Source organism: Pseudarthrobacter sp. NPDC058362 (assembly GCF_042723515.1).
In the GTDB taxonomy this organism is placed as follows: domain Bacteria; phylum Actinomycetota; class Actinomycetes; order Actinomycetales; family Micrococcaceae; genus Arthrobacter.
Genome location: NZ_JBHXIW010000001.1, coordinates 937482 through 958847, shown reverse-complemented (window position 1 = coordinate 958847; position 21366 = coordinate 937482). Strand labels below are relative to the sequence as shown.

At 60.0% G+C, this 21366-nt stretch carries 15 protein-coding genes; 5 read left to right on the top strand and 10 right to left on the bottom strand.

Annotated elements, in window-relative coordinates; translation table 11 throughout:
- Nucleotides 1-207 precede the first annotated feature (207 nt).
- Nucleotides 208-2220: a S8 family serine peptidase gene (locus tag ACFWIX_RS04515; RefSeq protein ID WP_377214886.1), complete on the bottom strand. Its 2013-nt coding sequence runs from the start codon at nucleotides 2218-2220 to the stop codon at nucleotides 208-210.
- 540 nt (nucleotides 2221-2760) lie between these two features.
- Here ACFWIX_RS04515 and ACFWIX_RS04510 point away from each other — a divergent pair.
- From ACFWIX_RS04510 to pseI, 4 genes are all read left to right on the top strand, one after another.
- Nucleotides 2761-5208 (top strand): GH25 family lysozyme, encoded by a 2448-nt coding sequence (locus tag ACFWIX_RS04510; RefSeq protein WP_377214885.1) that lies wholly within the window; start codon nucleotides 2761-2763, stop codon nucleotides 5206-5208.
- A gap of 371 nt (nucleotides 5209-5579) precedes the next feature.
- Nucleotides 5580-6611 (top strand): hypothetical protein, encoded by a 1032-nt coding sequence (locus ACFWIX_RS04505; RefSeq protein WP_377214884.1) that lies wholly within the window; start codon nucleotides 5580-5582, stop codon nucleotides 6609-6611.
- The gene (locus ACFWIX_RS04500; RefSeq protein WP_377214883.1) at nucleotides 6604-7998 is read left to right on the top strand and encodes a lipopolysaccharide biosynthesis protein; all 1395 of its coding nucleotides are present in this window, start codon (nucleotides 6604-6606) and stop codon (nucleotides 7996-7998) included. The genes ACFWIX_RS04505 and ACFWIX_RS04500 overlap by 8 nt, the downstream gene beginning before the upstream one ends.
- Nucleotides 7999-8050: 52 nt before the next feature.
- Nucleotides 8051-9103 (top strand): pseudaminic acid synthase, encoded by a 1053-nt coding sequence (gene pseI, locus ACFWIX_RS04495; protein WP_377214882.1) that lies wholly within the window; start codon nucleotides 8051-8053, stop codon nucleotides 9101-9103.
- A 114-nt stretch (nucleotides 9104-9217) separates the two neighbouring features.
- On the opposite strand, the gene ACFWIX_RS04490 is transcribed toward pseI, so the two are convergent.
- The 7 genes from ACFWIX_RS04490 to ACFWIX_RS04460 all read right to left on the bottom strand — a co-directional run bounded on the left by ACFWIX_RS04490 (nucleotide 9218) and on the right by ACFWIX_RS04460 (nucleotide 15824).
- Entirely contained in the window at nucleotides 9218-10636 is a 1419-nt protein-coding gene (locus ACFWIX_RS04490) for a GNAT family N-acetyltransferase (RefSeq protein WP_377214881.1), read from the bottom strand.
- 64 nt (nucleotides 10637-10700) lie between these two features.
- Entirely contained in the window at nucleotides 10701-11447 is a 747-nt protein-coding gene (locus ACFWIX_RS04485; protein ID WP_377214880.1) for a cytidylyltransferase domain-containing protein, read from the bottom strand.
- Complete coding sequence (locus ACFWIX_RS04480) at nucleotides 11447-12571, bottom strand: DegT/DnrJ/EryC1/StrS family aminotransferase (RefSeq protein WP_377214879.1); 1125 nt, start codon at nucleotides 12569-12571, stop codon at nucleotides 11447-11449. Before ACFWIX_RS04480 ends, ACFWIX_RS04485 begins: the two co-directional genes overlap by 1 nt.
- 4 nt (nucleotides 12572-12575) lie before the next feature.
- Nucleotides 12576-13562: a UDP-N-acetylglucosamine 4,6-dehydratase (inverting) gene (gene pseB, locus ACFWIX_RS04475; RefSeq protein WP_377214878.1), complete on the bottom strand. Its 987-nt coding sequence runs from the start codon at nucleotides 13560-13562 to the stop codon at nucleotides 12576-12578.
- Between the two features lie 172 nt (nucleotides 13563-13734).
- Nucleotides 13735-14631, bottom strand: coding sequence for a glycosyltransferase family 2 protein (locus ACFWIX_RS04470; protein WP_377214877.1), 897 nt, complete (start codon nucleotides 14629-14631; stop codon nucleotides 13735-13737).
- Nucleotides 14628-15047: a DUF2304 domain-containing protein gene (locus ACFWIX_RS04465; protein WP_377214876.1), complete on the bottom strand. Its 420-nt coding sequence runs from the start codon at nucleotides 15045-15047 to the stop codon at nucleotides 14628-14630. The genes ACFWIX_RS04470 and ACFWIX_RS04465 overlap by 4 nt, the downstream gene beginning before the upstream one ends.
- 3 nt (nucleotides 15048-15050) lie before the next feature.
- Nucleotides 15051-15824 (bottom strand): glycosyltransferase family 2 protein, encoded by a 774-nt coding sequence (locus ACFWIX_RS04460; RefSeq protein ID WP_377214875.1) that lies wholly within the window; start codon nucleotides 15822-15824, stop codon nucleotides 15051-15053.
- 120 nt (nucleotides 15825-15944) lie between these two features.
- On the opposite strand from ACFWIX_RS04460, the gene ACFWIX_RS04455 reads away from it, so the two are divergent.
- Nucleotides 15945-17993, top strand: a complete 2049-nt coding sequence (locus ACFWIX_RS04455) for a DUF6541 family protein (RefSeq protein WP_377214874.1) — start codon at nucleotides 15945-15947, stop codon at nucleotides 17991-17993.
- Nucleotides 17994-18060: 67 nt separating this feature from the next.
- Here the strand turns inward: ACFWIX_RS04455 and ACFWIX_RS04450 are convergent, their stop codons facing one another.
- Nucleotides 18061-18801 (bottom strand): hypothetical protein, encoded by a 741-nt coding sequence (locus ACFWIX_RS04450; protein WP_377214873.1) that lies wholly within the window; start codon nucleotides 18799-18801, stop codon nucleotides 18061-18063.
- Between the two features lie 355 nt (nucleotides 18802-19156).
- A complete protein-coding gene (locus ACFWIX_RS04445) occupies nucleotides 19157-21322 on the bottom strand; it encodes an acyltransferase family protein (protein WP_377214872.1) in 2166 nt (721 codons plus the stop codon).
- Between the last annotated feature and the right edge of the window lie 44 nt (nucleotides 21323-21366).

Genomic DNA, 21366 nt, shown 5'->3' with positions numbered 1-21366 from the left:
AATGATCCGCCGCCTCCGGCTGAGGCAGTGCGACTGGGTAAAGCCTAAGGACTGTACACCACGCCGCCAAGTCACATCCGGCCGGCTGTGGATAACAGGACCAGCGTAAAACCAGCTGCCACCGCCGGACTCCTCCGAAGAGCGCACGTTTCCCTCTCAACTTCGGAAGCGAGGCGCTGCCATGCCGGAGGAACGCGGATAGGGTCCTCAGCGGAAAATGTTATACGTGCTCCAGCCCAGACCAACGGTAGTTGGCGTCCCCCATGAGCCGCCATGGATGGGGTAGTAGACGAGGCGTCCATCCGTCCAGCGCGCCAACAGCCCGTTACTGCCAGCCCCCTGGTACCCATCGAGTTCGGTCGTGGAGTTGACGCTGTTCCAGCCGCTTCCGATTATGGGGCGGGGCTCCGGCTCAAAGGTACCCGTCCCCGTCGAGCGGTAGAGCAGGAGGCTCCCGTCACTGCGCCTTGCGAGGATGTCCTGCTTGGCGTCCCGGTCGAAGTCGGCCATGGTGGTGTAGAGACCGCTCCATCCGGATCCAATTTTCACGCGTCCGCTAAGGGACCCCCCCGTGCTGTTGGGGTAGAACCACATCGTCCCGGCCGGATCATATGCAACGATGCCGGGGTACCGGTCCGTATTCTTCCATTGGCCTACCGTCACTTTATAGCCGGCCCAGCCGGTTCCAATGGTCCGGGCCGGGCTGAAGCCGCCTGACTGAATTCCGGGATAGAAACTGAGACGGCCATCCTTCCATTGGGCGATAAGGTCGAAAACTCCATCTTGGTTCCAGTCTGTGACGAATCCTGTCAGGAGGCCGGACCAGCCTGAACCGATGGCAACCCTTCCTTCAAATCCCCCCTGCCCATCAGAGGGATAATTCCATAGGGTGCCATCAGGGCCGGCAGCCACAGTATCTGCGGCGCTGCGTATCGACGCCGTTGGCAGTTCGGTTGGTGTCTCGGTGACCCCGGTCAACGGATCTGAATAAAGCAGCCGGTTGGGCGTGCCGGATCCGGCCGCAGTAACCTTTCCGGCCGTCGCATTCGCCAAGATACTGGCGCTGATATCGGCAGGAGTGGCGTCAGGATCGGCCGAGAGGAGGACTGCCGCGGCGCCTGCTACGTGGGGGGCGGCCATGGACGTGCCGGACAGAGACTCAGTGGCTGTATCCGAGGTGTACCAGGCAGCGGTGATGCCGACCCCTGGCGCATAGAGATCAACGCACCGGCCATAGTTGGACCATGATGCCTGGCGGTCCGCAGAGTCGCTGGCAGCAACGGTCAGTGCCGACGGCACCCGCGCGGGAGAGCTTTCGCACGCATCCCGGCCTAAGTTGCCGGCGGCTGCCACGACCGTCATTCCGTCATCAACGGTCCTCATGACTGCGGCATCAAAGGATGAACTGGTGAAGCCACCAATACTCAAGTTAACTACCGCAGGTGATCCGGATTGATGGTGCCCGACGATCCAGTCCAGTCCGGCAATGACGTTGGAAGTAAGCCCCGACCCGTCACATTTGAGTGCCCGAACGGGAACAACGGTAGCTGACTTGGCAACACCATAAGTTTTGCCGGCCGCCGTAGCAGCGACGTGAGTGCCATGTCCATGGCAGTCTCCGGCGTTCCGCCCATCGTTAATGGCAGTCCAGCCAGCCTTGACCCGACCACCGAAGTCCACATGCGAGGCCCTGACCCCTGTGTCAACGACATAGATGCTGACACCCTGGCCGGATGATGTGTAAACGTAGCTACGGGATAATGGCAAGGTGCGTTGGTCAGTTCGATCCAGACCCCATGGCGCCGGTTGCTGGCTTTCGGTGATTGCCACCGGACTATCCAGTTCCACTGACAATACCTGCTTGGAGCGCGCCAGAGCTGCAGCTTCAGCTGGCGTGGCCGCTACGACGGCACCCCGTATGGCGTGGGAGAATGTGCGTCCCACACCAACGTTCTGCGCGCGCAGTTTCTTTGCTTCTGCAACGACGTCGGTACCTTCCGCGTACCTGACGATGTACTGCCCCTCGCCGGAGGCACCTTGGGAAGTGACTTCTGCCCCGGCTGAAGCGTCGGCAACCGACGTCTCCTCCTGGCCGCCCATGTTTTCTACCTTGCCGGAGTTGGCAGAATCAGCCACTGCGGGAACCCCCGTGGCGAGCACCACTGCACACGACACGAGGATCGCCGCCAAATTAGCTGGACGACGCATTTGAAAACGCATTCTTCTTCCTTGTCTGATCGCGGCTCGGCCTTCGGCCTGGAGTCCAACTCCACTGGATCTGGGCCCGTACCTCCATATCAACCGGAGCCGGTCGGTGGTGCGCGCTCCTTCCACGTTAGCCCCCACCAGCATTACAAGGGGAACTACAGCGCAATTCCTTTGGAGATCCTGCGCACCGCCTTGGACTACTGGAACTTCAAATTTAAGTGTGGCTCAATCGTCACTGCTGTAACAATGGAAACTCTGGCCCCCTCACGGGGTGGGTGTTAGGGTTGGGCCCGACAAGTCTCAATATTCACAGTTCCAACTCTTCGGAACTGCAAAACCATACGACGCGCCCACACGCACTGTTGTCTCCGGAGCTACCCAATGAAGCCGAACCCGTCCACCGCCCGTCGCCCAGGCCTGCGAGTCGTGGGGATAACTGTTTTGACGGCTGCTCTTATCGCCGGACCCGGGGTGCCGGGCTTTGCCGTTTCGGGTGAACCATCCCCGTCTCCTACAATCGCGTCGCCTGCCACGGACCCGTCCGAAGCTTCTGTGGAGGAAACAGCATCGGCTTCGGCAACGACTGCACCAGCGATGAGTTCGCCGGGCCTGGAGCCGTCGGTCGATCCGGGCACCCGGGCATTCCCGGACGGGGACACGCCGTCGGAGGCCGCCAAGGCAGCCATGGCTCAGGCGGTAGGAGTCGGCGGCGCAGAGATGGGGCAGCGCTCGGCCCGTGTCGCGGCGTCATCCAGCAAGAGTTTGGAGACAATGACCACCCAGGAAGTTGGCGTTGCGGGGACCTGGAAGCCGAGTTTCGGTGTCCCGGGGCTTGACGTCAGCGGCCATCAGTCCAGCGTGAACTGGCAGCAGCAGTGGGACATGGGAGCACGGTTCGCCTACGTAAAAGCTACCGAGGGCAACTACTACAAAAATCCGTCCTACAGTTCGCAGTACCAAGGGTCCCGCAGTGTCGGGATGGTCCGCGGCGCATACCACTTTGCCATCCCCAACTGGTCTTCAGGTGCAGACCAGGCGCGATTCTTTGTGCAGAACGGCGGTGGCTGGTCTGCGGATGGCTACACCATGCCACCCGTTTTGGACTTCGAGTTCAACCCCTATGCGGGCCGGACTATCAACGGCTTCTACTTTGGCAACACCTGTTACAACATGTCGCCGGCACAACTTGGTGCTTGGGTCCGGGACTTCGGCAAAACCATGAAGTCGTTGACCGGGCGGCTGCCCGTTATCTACACCAATACCAGTTGGTGGAACCAGTGCCTCGGTAATCCTGCGGGGTTCGGGGACTATCCATTGTGGATTGCCGCCTACCCCAGCTCGCCGACGAACAATGCGGGACCCGTTCCCAGTTCCAGTTGGAGCACGTACAGCATCTGGCAGTACAGCAGCACGGGTCCTTTCGCCGGTGACTCAAATGTATGGAACGGGGATCTCGCCGGGCTTCACCGTTTCGCCACAAGCATCCCTCTGGCTGAGTACACACGCCCGTTGAGATTTTCCGCCGGGGATGTGACATCTGACGGACGGCCCGACCTCATGACCCGCGCGTCAGACGGCACATTGTCACTACAGAGAGGTCGAAGCGACGGATCCTTTGATGCCGGCACCCGCATTGGCACTGGCTGGACGATCTATGACGTAGTGGTTGCGACCAAAGACTTCAATAGCGACGGCGTTGGGGATATCTTGGCCCGTGATGTAACTGGCGCGCTTTGGTTTTATTCCGGTGACGGCCAAGGCGGCGTGCGGCCCCGCGTCAAGGTCGGAGCCGGGTGGACCATTTTCAACTCCGTACTTGCCCCAGGCGACTTCAATTCCGATGGTAAGAACGACCTGGCAGCCATAGCAGCCGACGGAACCTTGTGGCTGTACCCTGGCGACGGCCAGAAGGGTTTCAAACCAAGGCGCACTATCGGCAACGGGTGGGGGCAATTCGGAACTGTACTGCCGGCGGGGGATTTCACCGGCGATCAGAACGCTGACCTTCTCGCCCGCACCGGGGACGGCGACCTTTATTTATACCCAGGTGACGGCGCAGCGGGATTCAAGCAGCGGACTCTCATTGGCCAGGGATGGAACGCGTTCTCATCCGTCATAGGAGGGCTGCAACTGAACGCGGATGGCAAGCCTGACATTCTGGCAAGGGATTCTGGCGGGCAGCTCCGTAGCTACCTCGGCGCGGGCAACGGCGGATTCTCAGGAATTACCCGCATCGGGTCGGGCTGGCAAACCTTTACGACCGTGATGGATGCCGGCGATTTCGATGGCGATTCCAAAGCTGATGTCCTTGCCCGTGCGAAGACGGGCGAACTGTACTTGTACCGCGGGAACGGGCACGGAGGTTGGCTCCCCCGCCGCCAGGTCGGCGCGGGGTGGCAAGCGTTTACCTGGGTTGCCAATGCACGGAACTTCGATGGTGCCGGCGGCAGCGACCTCATCGCCAGGGCAGCCGACGGAACGCTCTATCTCTACCCCACGGACGGCCGGGGTAACTTCCTCCCCCGCAAAGCCATTGGCAGGGGATGGCACATCTTTACGTCGGTCATTGGTGCCGGCGACTGGGACGGGGACGGTCGCAACGACATCCTCGCAAGGACATCGGATGGCGCCTTGCTGCTGTATCCCGGGAACGGATCCGGCGGGTTCCTTCCCCGTCGAACGATCGGCAGCGGGTGGGGTGTTTTCGATTCGATTGTCCCGGCCGGCGACTTCGACGGGGATGGGAAGTCTGACCTCCTTGCCACCACCAGCGGCGGGTCCTCGTGGCTCTACCCCGGCAGCGGCACGGGCGGGTTCCTGCCAAGACGTGCATTGACGCCCCCATGGAAAGACGCCGACAGTGTGCTTGTGAGCCAGAACTTCGCGTCCACCGGTCATCCCAACGTCTTGGTACGGCAAGCTGACGGCAGCTTCCAGCTAACCACAGGGAACGGTACGGGCGGTTTCCGGAGCGTGCTACTGAACGCTGGCACCAGTTAGACCAGCGCCTGGTCAAGCGACCTCGACGTGGGTCGTAGCTGACTCCGCGGCCTGCTTCAGTAGTGGAACGCACGACGACGGTGCTGCCGCCGTCGTTTGGTGGGAGCGGCACCTGGCCCCGGCTCGGCAAAGAAGGGTGCCAGGAACGGCGCCAGCGCCAATGCGGCGGTCTGGACGCGCTTAGGGTGCACGCTTTCCCGGAGGGGTGAGGGAGGTCAGCTGAAGCGAATAGACTGCTGTTCAGACGGGATGGCTTTCAGACCGTCGTTGCACCGCAGTCCGACTCGGGTTGTTGACGTATCCTTTAACGCGGTCCCCCAGGCAAAACCCAACGTCAGCTATGTGAACCCTTAGAGGAGAAACGGTCCAGAATGGACATCCAGAATCATTTCTATGGCCATTCTGCGGTCCTTGCCGGCCACGCAGGATTGTCGCGTCCTCGCCACATGGCAGGTCTCCTGCAACACGGATGGACCCCGGTAACCCCTATCCGTACCCACTTCGCGGATCTGGCAGGCTCTGCCCCAGCAGGAAAACTGTTCACATGGACGCACAGTTCCCGAGGGTGGACCGAAGAACAGTCTTACCGCGAAACGGGGTTCCGCAGCACCGCAATCGGGTCTCCGGCTCTCTACTTGGCCGACATGGTCAAGGCTAGTGGAACCGTTGTTGAGCGCTCCATCGATGCAGTCGTCTTTCCGTTCCACGGTACCCGGCTGATTTCCGTCGATGGGGACCAGGCAGCCTACGCGCGTGAAGTATTTGAGCGGGAAGGCTCCGCGCTCGTTTGTATGCACATCGATGATCTGCAGAAACCTGACATAGTCCAGGCCTGGACCAACGCCGGCCACAGGATCACCACCGCCGGTGAGCGCCGCGACCCCGCTTTTCTGGCGCGCGTCATGTGGTTGATCATGAGCTCGCGCAAAGTGATTTCAAACAGGCTGGCGACGGCTCTCGTCTATGCGGCGGCGGTGGGGACACCAGTGAGCATCTATGGACCGCACTTTCAGATAGCAGGAATCCAGGAGACCTCATCCGAGGAATACCTGCAGAGGCTGTGGCCGGAATTCTATGAGGAATCCAGTTCCGCTTCTGAATTGCTGGAAATCGCCAACGCCGAGCTTGGACGCGGTTACCTGCAGGCCCCGGATGATCTCCGACGTACGCTGGGTTGGGACTCACCCGGCGTGCGCGCTTTCACGGATTATTGGATCGGAGCGCCGCTTGCCAAGGCACAAGCCATCCTCGGCTGGAAAAAACGCGAGGTCGGACCACTGGTCAACGAGGTCAAACTATCCCCACTGCACTTCTTGAAGTCCCCTTTGGAGCACCTGCCGGACAGACTTCCCCGAAGCGTCTCGACAGCACTGGTAGCTCCCTCCCTGGACCATCTTGGCTGATTCCAAAGCGGCTGCGGCTTCCCCTGCCAGGCAATCTGCGTACTACCTCTTAGGCGCTGCCCTTCAAGGAACTGGCGCCCTCCTGGTCCAGCCCTTCTCCATCCGGATCCTCGACCCCACTGAGTGGGGACGAGTCGGGTTATCAGCTGTTCTGCTGCAGGTTGGGCAAGTCGTGCTTTCCGCAGGGCTGCCCCTGGCCATCACGAGGGCGTACTTTACTCCAAAGGTGGGCAGGTTGCATGCCAGGGCAATCCATGGCGCCAATACTGCCCTCAGCCTCGGCATCTCGATCGCGGCAGCTTCGGCGTACTATCTGCTTAGCCCTGACCGCGAGTCAGCTGCCACCTTTGCCTGGGCAATAGCGGCCACCGGGCTCCTCAGCGTCGTTGTCGGTGCACAAGCGATACTTCGGAGCCAGCGCAGGGCCTTGTCTTTCATGATCCTCAGTGGGGGCGCGTCGCTGGGCGCCCATCTGTTCGGGCTGTTAGCCATCGCTTTCATAGGCGCGGACTCAGTCACGTATCTCATCGCCTTCACCATCGGCATGCTCGTGACCGCCGGTGCCGCATTTGCGCTGGCAAGCCCCCTATGGCCAGGCAAAGCCTGGCCCGCGGTAAAGGGCGCCTTTCGGCTGGGGCTTCCCGTCGTGCCGCACAGCATGGCAATCATGCTACTGATGCAGGGTGATTCCTTCCTGTTGCAGCACTTCCAAAATTCCGGGGGGGTCGGCCGATACGTCGCGGCTGCGGCGTTTGCTTTGGGACCTTTCGCCGTCCTGTCGGCGCTAAATAACGTGTGGACCGCCCGGATCTTCGAGGCTTCGCAAGGAGAACGCCTCGCTGAAAACATCAGGGCCGTCGGAAATCAGGCCGCTATCATGGGCGGCGCCATAGCCATTGGTGGATCCGCTGCGGCTACCCTGGGGATGTTGGTGCTCAAAGGCGACGACCATGAGGTCATGCAACTTGCCAAAGTCCTGCCAGGTGTTGCCTGTGGCTATGCCTTGTACCTGGTGGCTATGTCTGTGATGTTTGCACGGCAGAAGACCGGTGCGTTTACATGGGTTACGCCCTTGGTCCTCATTGCGACAATCGGTGTAGCAGTCCTCCCGGCGCAAAGCGACCACTATTGGCTGCTTGGCACGGTAAAGGCCGCCTCGTTCGCCGGACTCGGCGTGGCCTATTACATCATTGCGGCCAGAATGCTCCCTGCATCGATTCCGCTGCGCACGTATGCTGTGGCCGCCTTGGGCTCCGCCGTCTGCATTGGCGGCAATTTTCTGCTTCCGACCACGGCACCGGTAGGGGCGGCCACCATCAGCGTGGCGGCCATAGCCGCCGTCGGATGCTTTTTAGCCGCGCGAAGGCGGGGGCTGGCATCATGGTAGAGGGCAAAAGCATCAACGATCAAAAACTGCGTCTCAACAAGATAGGGAAGTAATGCATTCATCCTACGAAGTGTCCGGCCAAAAAATCGGCAGTTCGGAACGGCCCTTCATCATTGCGGAAGTGTCGGGCAACCACAACGGTGACCTGCAGCGCGCTCTTGATATCGTCGACATGGTCGCAGCGTCCGGCGCGCAGGCCGTGAAACTGCAAACGTACACCGCTGACACCATCACCATTGATTCCCACAACCCCGAGTTCACGATCAGCCCGGACCATCCGCTCTGGGGTGGCAAGAATCTCTACCAGCTGTACACCGAGGCACACACGCCGTGGGAATGGCACGCTCCCATCTTTGAGCGTGCACGTTCCCACGGTCTGATCCCATTTTCCAGCCCGTTCGACGAAACGGCAGTGGACCTTCTGGAGTCACTGGACGCCCCGTTGTACAAGATCGCTTCCCTCGAAATCGGGGATATTCCACTCCTCAGGCTCGTGGCACGCACTGGTAAGCCAATCATTCTCTCGAACGGCGCGGCTTCGATGACGGACATCGATAACGCGGTCCGCACGATTCGGGAGGAAGGCAACGACCAGATAGTCGTGCTTGCCTGCACTTCTTCATACCCGGCGGCAGCCTCTGAATCGAATCTCCGCACCATACCGGTTCTCAGGGATGCCTTTGGCGTGCAAGTGGGCCTCTCGGACCACACTATGGGTATCGGTGCATCCATCGCGGCAGTAGCGCTTGGCGCGACCGTGATTGAGAAGCACGTAACACTAAGCCGCACTGACGGCGGCGTGGATTCCGATTTTTCCCTTGAGCCGCATGAGCTTACAGCGCTGGTCCAAGAAAGTGATACCGCATGGCAAGCCTTGGGTTCTCCGGTCATTCGCCACACCGCCGGCGAATCGGAAAGCCGGCGGCTCCGGAGGTCGCTGTACATCGTAAAGCCAGTTAAACAGGGTGAGCCTGCGACATCCGAGAACGTTCGCTCGATCCGGCCGGCCGGGGGGCTTGAGCCATCCATGTACGAAACGGTCCTTGGACGTCCCTTCCGCAGGGATTGCGATGCTGGAACGCCACTGACCTGGGACGTCGTCTAGCCCGGACGCGACCCTTGGCAGGGCCTCTGGTCCCGGGGCCGGCACTCGTGCCGCCGGGACCAGAGGCCCTGCCCATATGCTGCCCCTCTCCAGAGAGCAGGCCGAGCATTCCGGCTATGCCTGAAAATCCGGATTGCCCTTAATCAGCCGGTGCCAGGTATCGTCACCTGCGCCTTTGTCATAGCCAGCTTTTAGGAACAACCTGTAGGACGCTTCGTTCGACGTCAGCATGGCCGCGTGCAGCACGGCGTCCGGATGGGAAGCAAAAAAGCGGCTCTCCGCTGCGGCAAGGATCTCGGCGGCCTTTCCTTTCCCCCGCATGCTCGGAGCTATGGTGATCGAGACCTCCCAGTTATTCTTCTCCGAAACCTGAAACCTGACAGTTCCGGCAGCAGCACCGTCGTACTCTGCAACGAGCAAGCAGGCTTCCGGACTGTGGACCGTGCGGGAAACCCAAGAAACGTGCTTGTCCCAGGAGAGTTCCTGCTTTTCCCTGGAAACTGCCCGGACGGAGGGTTCATTCCGCCAATCAAAAAGCTGGGCTGCATCTCCGAGGTCCGCGGGCCTGACGGCCACACCGGAACGCCTGTCGACCAGTTCTTCCCAGAGCCGGACGACGCGGTCAGCACCTCCGCCGTCGACAACTTTCCTGCCCTGCTCTCCAAGCCGGGCTCTCATGCCATCCTCTCGAAGAATCCTGCGCAGACCGTTGATGGCGGCTTCCTCGTCCAAATCGCCGCTACTTGCGTTCCCCAAACCAAACGCCATACCTGCTCTGGTGGCGAATGCGTAGTTTTCCGCTTGGTTATCGACGAGCTGCACCAGCGCCATGGGAACGCCCAAAGTGGCCAGTTCCCACGTCGTCGTGCCGGCACCGCTGATGACAAGATCCATGGCAGGGAACCACTGGGGAACCTCCAGCGAAGGCTCCAACACTTCCAGGGTCTGGTCTCCGGCCAGCTTTGCGGCGAAACCGTGACGGACACCGGGATTCACAACGATACAATGCGAGCCAACTCCGGCGCGGGCCCAGAGCTCCACGCAGCGGGAAGTCATATCCCGGGCGTCAGTCCCGCCCATGAGGATCATCACGGATTTCGGTCCGGAAGCAACGCCGGCAAAGCCGTCCCCGCCGCGCAGATTCACAATGGATCGGCGTATGGGAATTGCGCCAGCTCCCCTCAGGTGGCGGTGTGAGCCATCGCTAGGACGGTATCGCAGCTCAGCCCCGGGCGAGGGGTCGATGACCAAATCGGCCGGCCGGCGCCCAAAATCGCCGTCCTCCATTGAGGAGAGCAGGATACCCGCCCGACGAAGTTCACGGCTCAGACCGTCTTGCTCGGCATATGTGTCTATATGCACGACGTCGGCGTCGATTTCACGTGCGAGCCGCACCACCGCCTCCGGCGACTCAGCTTGCGGATGTAACGCGGAACAGGTCTTCTCGATCAATTGCCGCCCCACGGGGCTGGCCACCTCACCGGAAAACTCCACCGTATGCCCGGCCGCGCTGGCAGCTTCAGCGATGGCCATCGTTCGGATCACGTGGCCCAGCCCCTGCGACTTCGTAGAATCGCATCTGAGCAATACTCTCAACTTAACCCTCGCTCAATGCCTTCTGTTCAATGTGAGCATTGATGGCAACAATTTCGGGATGGTTGGTGAGGATATCAACGACGTCCCGCCAACTGGGCGGAATGACTGGAAGCATGGGCACCAGAGCGTCCAGAAGCCCGGCATCTTCAACTGTATCGAGTGTGACCCTGTATTGGGCCGATGCAGGACGAAACGTCAACGCGCCGCAGTTGAAGCCAGCGCCCTCCTCGTAGAGGGCGCTTGTCACGTGGGCACGGTGATAAGGTTCCGTGCGCCGGGCGGCCCTTTCCAGAGCGGCGGTGGTGGCCAGCTCCACGTCCAAGCCCCTAGGCAGGGACCGGACCTGGGTAGTGGAAACGTAATCGAGGCCGATGTCATTCCGCCATATCGCCACGACCTGGGAGATAACGGCAGGATCAAGCAAAGGGCAATCCGCCGTCAACCGCACAACTGCATCAGCCCGGGTTGCGTCGGCTGCAAGAATGAACCTGCTCAGCACGTCATTTTCACTTCCGCGAACCACCTGCACGCCTTGGGCCTCCCCAAATCCGGCTATCGCATCATCACCGGACTCAGTAGATGTTGCTATCACCACCTGGTCGACCCCAGTTGCGGCTTGGGCAGCGCGAACAACCCATTCGAGCACTGACGTGCCGCCAAGGTTGCGCAAAACCTTGCCAGGCAGTCTCGACGAGCCAACCCTTGCCTGGATGACCGCTACAACCCGCGGGGCCTGCACGTCGCCCATCAGCCGACTACGGACAGAACGTTGTCAACGACACGCTCCACTTCCGAGTCCGTCAGCCCCGGGTAAAGGGGCAGTGAGATTTCCTCACGGTAGTATTGCTCCGCTTCCGGGCACATACCCCGTTTGTAGCCGAGGTCCTCAAAGACAGGATGCCAGTAGGCGGGGATGTAATTGACTTGCACACCAATGCCGCGGTCCCTGAGGGCTTCGAAAATGGCCCTTCGCCGCTCGGCAGGGACACGCAGCGGATAAAGATGCCACGCTGGCTCCGCACCTTCCACGGTCCCCGGAATAGTCAACTCAGGTATGCCCGAGAAAGCTTCGTTGTAGACATCATGGATCGCTTGGCGCCGGCGGCGGAAAGACTCAAGGCGGGCGATCTGACTGATGCCAAGAGCGCACAAGACATCCGGAAGCCTGTAATTGAGGCCAAACTCATGGACTTCCTGGTGCCAGGGTCCCTCGTCCGGAAATCTCAATTGATCTGCTTCGCGGACGAGCCCCTGCCCCTTGAAGCGGCGGGCTTTTTCGGCGAGCCGTTCATCTGGGCTGACAACAGCGCCGCCCTCGGCGGTAGTCATATTCTTGGTCGGAAAAAATGAGAACGTTGTCAGATCAGCAAGGCGCCCCACCGGGACACCGTGAAGCAGGGAACCGACGGAATGGGCCGCATCCTCGATAAAAAGCGCACCCGACTGGTGGGCCATTTCCTTGAAGGCTGCCGCATCTACCGGTAATCCCGCATAGTCTACAGCCGTGATGGCACGGGTCTTGGACGTCACTGCGGAACGGGCGGCCTCCAAGTCGAGGTTTCCGGTCGCAGGATCGATATCAGCGAAGATCACCTTCGCTCCTGCAATAGCCGCTGTTGCAGCCGTCGCCACAAATGTAAGGGGGGTCGTGACAATCTCGTCGCCAGCCGAAATTCCTGCGGCAACATAGGCAACATGAAGTGCCGCCGTGCCGGAAGTTACGGCAACAGCATTTGAGCCGCCCGCTACCGCGGAGATCGCGGCTTCAAACTCGGCAACTTTCGGACCCGTCGTCAGCCAATCACTGCTGAGCGCCTCAGCTACTGCTTTTATATCGGAGTCGTCGATGGACTGGCGGCCATAGGGAAGCACTATATTAGAGCCCTTCCGCTTCAAACATTGCACGAAGTTCCTGGATATCCAGGAACTTCTCGTTGCCATCGGACTGGTAGCTCCAGCCATCCTTTACCGGAACGGCACCTTCAGGAGTTTCATAGCCCCAGCCGCCCAAGTGAGGCATAACCACGTAACGGTCCCCTACGGAAACAGTGCGGCGGGAATCGTCTGCCGCAATCATCTCCTCGTGAAGCTTCTCGCCGGGGCGAATTCCAATCTCGTGGGTTGTGGCGCTGTCGTCTACAGCCTTTGCCAAATCAGTGATCCGCACGGACGGAATTTTCGGTACGTAGAGCTCGCCGCCCTGCATAATTTCGAATGAGTCCAGAACAAACTTGACCGCCTGCTCCAGCGTGATCCAGAACCGAGTCATGCGGTCGTCGGTGACGGGCAGCGACTTGCCTTCCGCGGCCATTCTCTTCCAGATGGGAACGATGGATCCGCGCGAACCCATGACGTTCCCGTAACGGACTACGCAAAAGCGAGTGTCATAGGCAGCAGCGTAATGGTTTCCGGAGATAAAGAGCCGGTCGGCGCAAAGCTTGGTTGCCCCGTAAAGGTTGACGGGGCTGGATGCCTTGTCCGTGGACAGTGCCACGACTTTCTTAACTCCGGCGTCAATGGCCGCATCCACCACGTTCTGCGACCCCTGAACGTTGGTCTGGACGTATTCGAACGGGTTGTATTCGGCCGTGTCCACCTGCTTCAGGGCGGCGGCGTGAATTACGTAGTCCACTTTATGGAAAGCGCGGTTCAAGCGGTGACGGTCACGAATGTCACCGATAAACCAGCGCAGCCGAGGGTCGTTGTTGAACATGCCTCGGACCTCGTGCTGTTTCAGTTCGTCGCGGCTGAAGATCACAAGCCGACGGACGTCGTGATTGTCCAGGATCTCTTTGATCAGAGCCTTCCCAAGCGACCCTGTACCGCCTGTGATCAAGACCGAGGAACCACTCAGTAGGGACATCCTTTTAACCACCTTGAGTTCAAAATTGATTTCTTATTTTTCGCATCCGGAACGTAAGTTCCCTTGCCCGGCAATGCCTAGCCAGCCTACCAGCAGCTCGCGGGCTTTGGGGCCGCCGCCGGGCCCGCCGGACTGGTTGCGGGCGCCGACTTCGTGATTCTGGATCCAGCCACTAGGGGCGGACGGCGTGGGCGGCAAGTTTACGCAGTCCCGGCCACATGCCCTTCGCGACCACCTTCGGGGTCAAAGACACTGCATTGAGTCGGGAGGTAAGGTGCCAACGCGCGGAGCGTGCTGCCCGGTTCCAGCCCTTGGCGTGAAAGTCACGAACGCACTCATCGAAGAACGCGCGTTCCTCAGCAAATCGGCGCCCGTCCAATGCCCGAACAGAAGAGTCGGACTCCCTGTGGCGGCGGTACTGAAAGCAAACGGTGTCCAAAACGGACATCTTCCCGCCATGCAGGATGATGTCGATCGCTAGGGCGAGGTCCTGAACGACATTGTATTGAGGGCGGAAGTCATGCCTCTTCACGGCTTCGGCCCGCCAAGCGACCGATGGGAAGTAAAGCCAGTCTCCAACCAGGAGGCTCGAGGCCACGTCCTCTCCCGATACAACCGCTTCATTGCTTCTGCCAACCAATTTTGTCCTCAACAACGTCTTGACAAGATCACCGAGAGGGCGGTAGACAGCACCGTTTTCGTCGATGACCTCAACACCCGGTTGAACGATACTCACGGCGGGGTCCTGGAAGGCCTTACGGACAGTACCTACGTAGTTGGGCAACATCACGTCATCAGCACCCATGATCACGACGACTTCGTGCTCAACAAGGGTTATGCACTTCTTATAATTTCCGTTGGCACCGAGGTTTTCTGCGTTACGGAAATATCGGACACGGGCGTCGTTGGCGACGAGCTGATCGAAATATCCGGGAAGACTGTCGTCCGGGTATCCGTCGTCGACGATGGTCAGGCGAAAGTCCGTATCGTCCTGCGCCAGCACCGAATCAACGGCGGCCTTCATCATCGCGACATCGCCATAGTAGGGCAGCATTACATCAATGGTCACTGGTCTTCTCTCTCGGTTGGAGTCGTGGCTTGGCTGCCGGAACGCATGGTGGTGGCCGGTGATGGCTGGGCAGTGCCGTGCCGCTGTATTCCTTCTACAGAGGCACGGAGAATGGCAACCTCTTCGGCCAAAATTCGGGTCTCATCCTCCAAAATCGTCAATTCGCGCGAAACATGCAAACTCACGCCCACCAGCAAAAGAATGGACATCGCGAAAAGAAGGTTTGCGGGGACTACGACTCCGACAATAGAAGCGGCCCAGTTAAGCAGTCTCGGAAAGAAACCAAGAATAATGGTCAGGCCACCGATGACCAGCCAAAGAATGGCATATTTCTCACGAAGACGGCCGTTCCTCAGCATGATGAGGACAATAACCACCATGGAAATAGACAAGACCAATGAGACAGCGACGCTCATCTCCTAGACACTTCCCTCTCCAGCGATGTCCCCGGACATTGGTGCACGCAATTCGGCAGCGCGAGGCGTCCTGCGCCTGGCGAGTGCGAAACATAGCACAAGGCCTGATCGTGCAAGGTAGAGCGTGGCCTTGAAAGGGCCTTGGCTTGGTGTTCCCGCTTGGCGCGCCTTCATCTCGACCGGGACTTGGGTCACGCTGCAGCCGGACTTGATGGCTACGACAAGGGAGTCGATGGTATCTCCGAGATATTCAGTCGGGAAGTGGGAAATATATTGCCGGATCGCATGCTCGTTCGCGGCACGGAACCCGGACGTCACATCGGTCAATGGAGTGCGGGCCACACCGGAAATCACCTTAGCAAGAAAGAACATCGCCCAGCGGCGCGGCCCGTTCACGCCGTAGCTTCCCCTGCCCGCGAAACGTGCACCGATCGAAATATCAGCCCGCTGGAGCCCGTCCAGCACGCGATCAATGTCATGGGGATCGTGCTGCCCGTCGGCGTCCACCTGAATAACGGCACTGTAGTTGTTGCGGAGTGCGTACTTGAAGCCGGCCCGCATAGCTCCGCCAACGCCAAGGTTAAAAGGCAGCTTCAGGACAGTGGCCCCGGCCTCCTGGGCGATGCGGGGAGTGTCGTCCTTGGAGCCGTCATCGACGACCAACACATCATAGGAAGGCACGACGGCAAGCACGTTCCGGATGGTGTTTCCGATTGCTTCTGCTTCGTTCCATGCGGGCATGACAATGAGAACGCCAGAACGCCGTGAGTTAGCCATGATTATGGATTGTATCAAGGAGAACCCGGGTGGGTGGCAGTCACAGCCGGCTCGCTGAGCCCCGGGAAAGCAACCGGCCACCGGCCTAGTAGGCTTGCGTTGACGTTTAGGAGTTGATCTATGTCTTGGTGGGAATCTGTCCCCACGCTCGCAATCGCCGTAGTGGTCTTCTTTGTTCCAGGTCTGGCACTGCTCGCGGCGGCCGGTCTGCGAGGCCCGAGCCTGGCTGTTTTGGCTGTACCGGTCACGACCAGCGTTGTTGCTTCGACGGGCATCGTTTTCGGGTTCGCTCGGATCCCGTTCAATCCAGTCTCAGTAACGGTCGGTACTCTTTTTCTACTAGGGGTGATTGTTGGTCTCCGGGCCCTTATGCGTAGAAGGGGCGCCGGCCAGGATAGGCTCGAGATCCGTGCACCAGACTCCGGGCTGCACCCCCGGACCGTATTGAACAAAGCTATCGTCGTCTTCGCCGTGCTGGTCCCCGCGATCATTATTGGTGCGCGGTACATGTCCGGTTTCGGCTCCCCGGAATCGTTCTCCGAGACCTTTGACAACGTCTACCATTTGAATGCAGTGCGGTACATTGCGGACACCCAGGCAGCTAATACGCTGACGCTCGGTAATCTGACCGAGACTTCCCAAGGTCTTTACCCCGCCGGCATGCACGCGCTGCTCGCGCTGGTTTTGATGTCCGGCGGGCAAGCCATCACGGTAGCCGTAAACTGGGGATCAATCCTCTATGCCGCAGTGGTATGGCCCTTGGCCTCCCTGTTCTTGGTCAGCCGTATCGTCGGCACCCGCCCGCTAACGCTCTTGGGCGCAGGTGTTCTCACTGCGGGGTTCAGCGGCTTTCCCTACCTCATGGTGGCGTTCGGGATCCTTTACCCGAATCACGCGGCGCTAACGATGCTGCCGGCAGTCCTTGCGCTGACCATCGAGGCTATCGGCATACGATCGTCGCAGCTGAAACTCAGCGGGAGCGCCATCCTCTTGTTGGTGGCGACCGTTCCCGGTTTGGCCCTGACGCACCCCAGCGCGTTCATCGCTTTGCTGATGTTCGCCTTCCCCGCCGTGGTCGGTGTATATCTTAGGGCGGTCACAGCCCGTACCAGCGGCGCTCTCTCCAGACGTGCATTTTCACTCTGGACCCTCGCGGCTGCGCTCTACGCTGCCGGCACCCTTGTGGTGTGGGTTGTGGCTCGGCCACCGCGGAGTGCGGCCAGTTGGGGCCCCTTCCAGACTAATGCACAAGCGTTGGGTGAGGTCTTGGGCAGTGCACCTATGGGCACCACGGTGGCATGGATAATATTCCTTCTGACACTCGTCGGTCTTTACGCCATCGCGCGCCAGATCAAGCGTCATTGGTGGAGCTTAGGCATGTTCGTCATTGCAGCCGTGCTCTACCTCATAGTATCCGCCTGGCCGATCGGTTTCGTCCGATACTTCGCCACCGGCGTGTGGTATTCGGACAGCAACCGTTTTGCGGCAATGCTGCCGTTGGCGACGCTTCCGATTGTGGCGCTCGGTCTGGACTGGATCATCACCCATGTTGGTCCTTGGCCTGCCAGATGGGCTTCCCGATTCCCGCGGGGAAGCAATACGACCAAAGCACCAATTAGATCCCTGCGCAGGGTGGCATCCCGGATGCAGGGAACAAGGGCAACCGCCGCCGGCGCCGCCGTCGTCCTCCTCGTCGGTCTCGCAGCGCAGGGAGGCACCTTGTCAATGGTGCAGCAGCGGATCTCCACCACATTCGAGACACGCAACGATTCAAGCCTCGTAACAATTGATGAGCTGACGCTCATGAAACAGCTGGAAGACATAGTCCCGGAGTCAGACGTCATAGTGGGCAATCCCCGCACCGGCGCGTCCATGGCATATGCCTTTTCCGGCCGGCATGTCATCGCCCCACACATCCTCGGGGCGCGCAGCGAGAGTGAACGTCTCTTGATGAACCACTGGGGCGAAGCCGCATACAACCCCAGCGTATGCCCCGTGATCGAAGAAAAACGGGCCTACTGGGCCCTTGACTTCGCGGACCAGGAGATGACACCCCGCGGTGAGCCGCTGGAGGGTACCAGGGACCTCGCGGATGACTCCGCACCAGGTGTTCAGCTCGTCAAAGAAGTGGGGAAAGCCCGGCTGTTCAAGATGACCGCCTGCCACTGACAGCGGGAAGGAGCGGGGCTCGCCACCATATCGATGGCCGGCCCCGCTCCTTCACTCTCGCCGCTCTTTAGGGAAATTTAGTCTTGTATGCTGATTTGGCCAACTCTGGTAAGACATTCCGGGCAGCCCACTGTGCTCCAATAACCGATTGGTGCTGCAGTGCCACTCTCTCATCGCCCGAGACGACGTAAATGGTTCCCTGCCCAAACTCGGGAAAATCACGGCTGAGCTTCTTGTTGGCCTTGTAAACAGTAAAATCAGTCATCGGCACCGAAACCACCAGCGCGTCAGCACTGAGTTCTCCTGCTCGTTCACGCGGTAAGTAAACCGTACCTTTGGGGAAGCGATGAGGGGTCCGTTCCAGGCTTTTCGCGAGGTCGCTCAGTGCGGCGGGCGCTGCCAATCCTGCTGACGCGAAGAATGCCACGGGCGCCGAACCCGGCACGGAAAGGACCAGGTCAGATCCGGAAGCTGAGGAAGCAGAAACAAAAAGGGCAGTCGCACCTCTAAGCACCGGATAGTTAGCAGCGACATCAACGATCTCCTGTTTGGCCTCGGCAATAAGGGCCTGGGCTGGGCCGCCCAGTCCGACGACTTCGGCAATAAACCGGGTCACGGCCTCCCATGATTCTGCCGGAAGGTCGCTCGGGGCAATGATCACCGGCGCAAGCTCGGACAACGCCTGGTACTCCTCCTGGCTCAACCGGCCGCCGACCGAAAGAAAAGCGTCCGGCCTCAGTTCTTCGAACACTGAAGAACTCAGCTGGCGTCCGTCGTCATAGGTATGCGGCACCTCTGCCGGGTTCAAGGCCCGCACGCCTGCGCGGTACCAGGGTGTAAAGTCCACACCCGGGCGTGACAAAGGAGCAAGTCCCAACGCCACAAGTGTCTCTGCCTCCACTGTACCCAGTGCAACGATCCTGGCCGGTGGAGCCTTCAGCTCAGTTACCCCGAAGCGATGATCCACAGACTTAGGAAATCCCTGTGACGAGGCGCGAACCTCCACTGGACCCTTGTCCCCGGTTGAGCACGACACCAGTGCCAAGGGTGCCAGCCCCGCCAGAGCCAAAAAGGCTCGACGGCTGGTACTCATTTGTTCAGGTCCGGACGTCATTTCTCGTTTTCCCATCGTGTCAATTGGCTTTTCGTCATGGCCAAGCCGCCTACTCTCCCGGCGCCAGGCGGAGCAGTCTGTGGGCGAAAAGCGGGGCAAGGCTCTCGACATAACTTTTTGTAAGGTGGTTGTCGTCATAAAACACGAAGAGTCCGCCGATTACCGCATAGCAGCGGGCCTCATCACAGAACTGGTCGGACATGTCCAGTACCTTCAGATTTCTATGCCTGAGTTCGGCGACGGCCTGCGCCGTAGGATCGGGGAGGAGGGCTTTCGAGCGCTCGGTGGCACAGGCAATGGCATTGCCCTTGTTGTTGATGACGCAGGTAGGCGTACTCTTGCCCAAGGTTAGCGGCGAATCACGAATGACGACCACACGCGTACCGTTCTCGGCCCATTTGGCTATTCGCCGTTCCACGGAGGAGCGGTACTGTGCTAACTGATCCCGGCCGGTGCCGTCGTCGATCGTTTCTTTGATTGAAAAGGTAGAGGACACCACAAGGTCCGGCTGCTGCTGCAGAATTTTCTTTGACACCTGCTCGCTCCAGTCCAGGCAGCGCTGCTGACTCTTGGCGTCCAGCCGTGGTGCGTCCATGAATGCGACCCTTCGGACGTCTGCAAGCGAGCAGCCCCCCGCCAGGCTCAAACGGACTTTCCACTGCTGTTTGCGCGCAAGATCAAAGAAAGCAACTTTCCAGTGCTCCGCATGCGAGTCCCCAACGAACCATACTGTCTTCGCGTCCGTCTTCCCCCCCGAGTAGTCACAGTCCTGAAGGTATGGCGTTCCCTGGACCATGATCTGATCCGGGGCCGAACGGCAGCCGGAGACGGCAAAGTAGGGTGACTCAGGCTTTCCGATGTTCTGCGCATCGGGAGCACCGTATCTGTCCGGGCAGGATGCCCCCGGGAGGAGACTGGCGGCACCGTAACAAGGTGACTTTGCGAGCATCGCCAACTGCTGCTGCTGCGCTTGCTCGGACTGGGCCGCCGAAAGTACCATGGCCCCCGACAGCGCCCCTGCCACCGCCATCGTGCCGATGCCGGCCAAGATGCTCACGCGCGGAGAGCGGCCCCTGAACAGGGCGTTCCTGCCGGGATCCTCCACGAATCGCTTGGTCAGCACCGCCAACACGACGGACGCTGCGCCTATGGCGAGCTTTTCGGTCGCGCGGAGCTCGTGCCCCAAGACCGGGACGGACAGAATAATCAACGGCCAGTGCCACAGGTATAGCGAGTAGGAAATGTCTCCCACAAACTGCAGGGGCCGGAACCCTGATCCGGGCAGGGCACTTCTCCCCAGCACGGATCCTGAAAGGACAATCGCACCCGTGCCTAGGACGGGAATCAATGCCATGGCCCCCGGGAACAAGGTCTGCTCGTCAAAAAGGACAAGCGCGAAGATAAGCGCTGCCAATCCGGCGAAGGCGAGCAGTCCCATCAGCAGATGCACTGCTGCGGGGTGATTTACCTCCCGTGCACGTGTGCCACGTCCGGCAAGCGCAAAGGTTGCCATCGCGATCAGTCCACCGGTGGCGAACTCCCAGGCCCTTGTGCTGGTGACGAAGTAGGCCTCACTCTTGCTGGCCGTGGTGAAATACACGCTGTATGCAAGGGACGCTACGGAGACTGTTCCCATCGCGTACGAGAGCAGCGTCAGCGGCGATCTGCGCAGACGCAGTGCAAGAAAAAATGAAGCAGCCAGAAGAAGCGGCCAGATAAGGTAGAACTGCTCTTCAACTGACAGCGACCAATAATGCTGCACGGGGGTGGCCATCTCATGGTCAGCGGAATAGTCTACGGATTTTGCGGCGAGTAGCCAGTTCTCTGCATAGAAAACCGAAGCGAGAGTTTCCCATGCAACATCCGTCCAGCGGGAGTAGGGCTGCACGAGCCACGAGCCGATGATGCTGACGAAGGCGACGAGCAGTGCCGCTGGAAGCAGCCTTCGTATGCGTCGGGCATAGAAGGTTGCAAAACGCACCCTTCCGTTTCCCTGTAGTTCCTCCACGAGGTGCCGCGTGATCAGGAAACCGGAAATAACGAAAAAGATATCGACACCGATATATCCCCCGGGCAAGTACGTTGGCCAGAGGTGATTGACGACGACAGCTCCGACCGCCAGCGCCCGAAGGGCCTGGATATCCGTCCGGAATTTTTGCTTCGGCTTCCGAGGCGCTTGGGCGGCGGGTGTGTAGGTGGCAGTCTGCTGGCTCAAAGATATGCTTCCCGGGTTCTGCTAAAAAAGATGGGGGCTGCGGG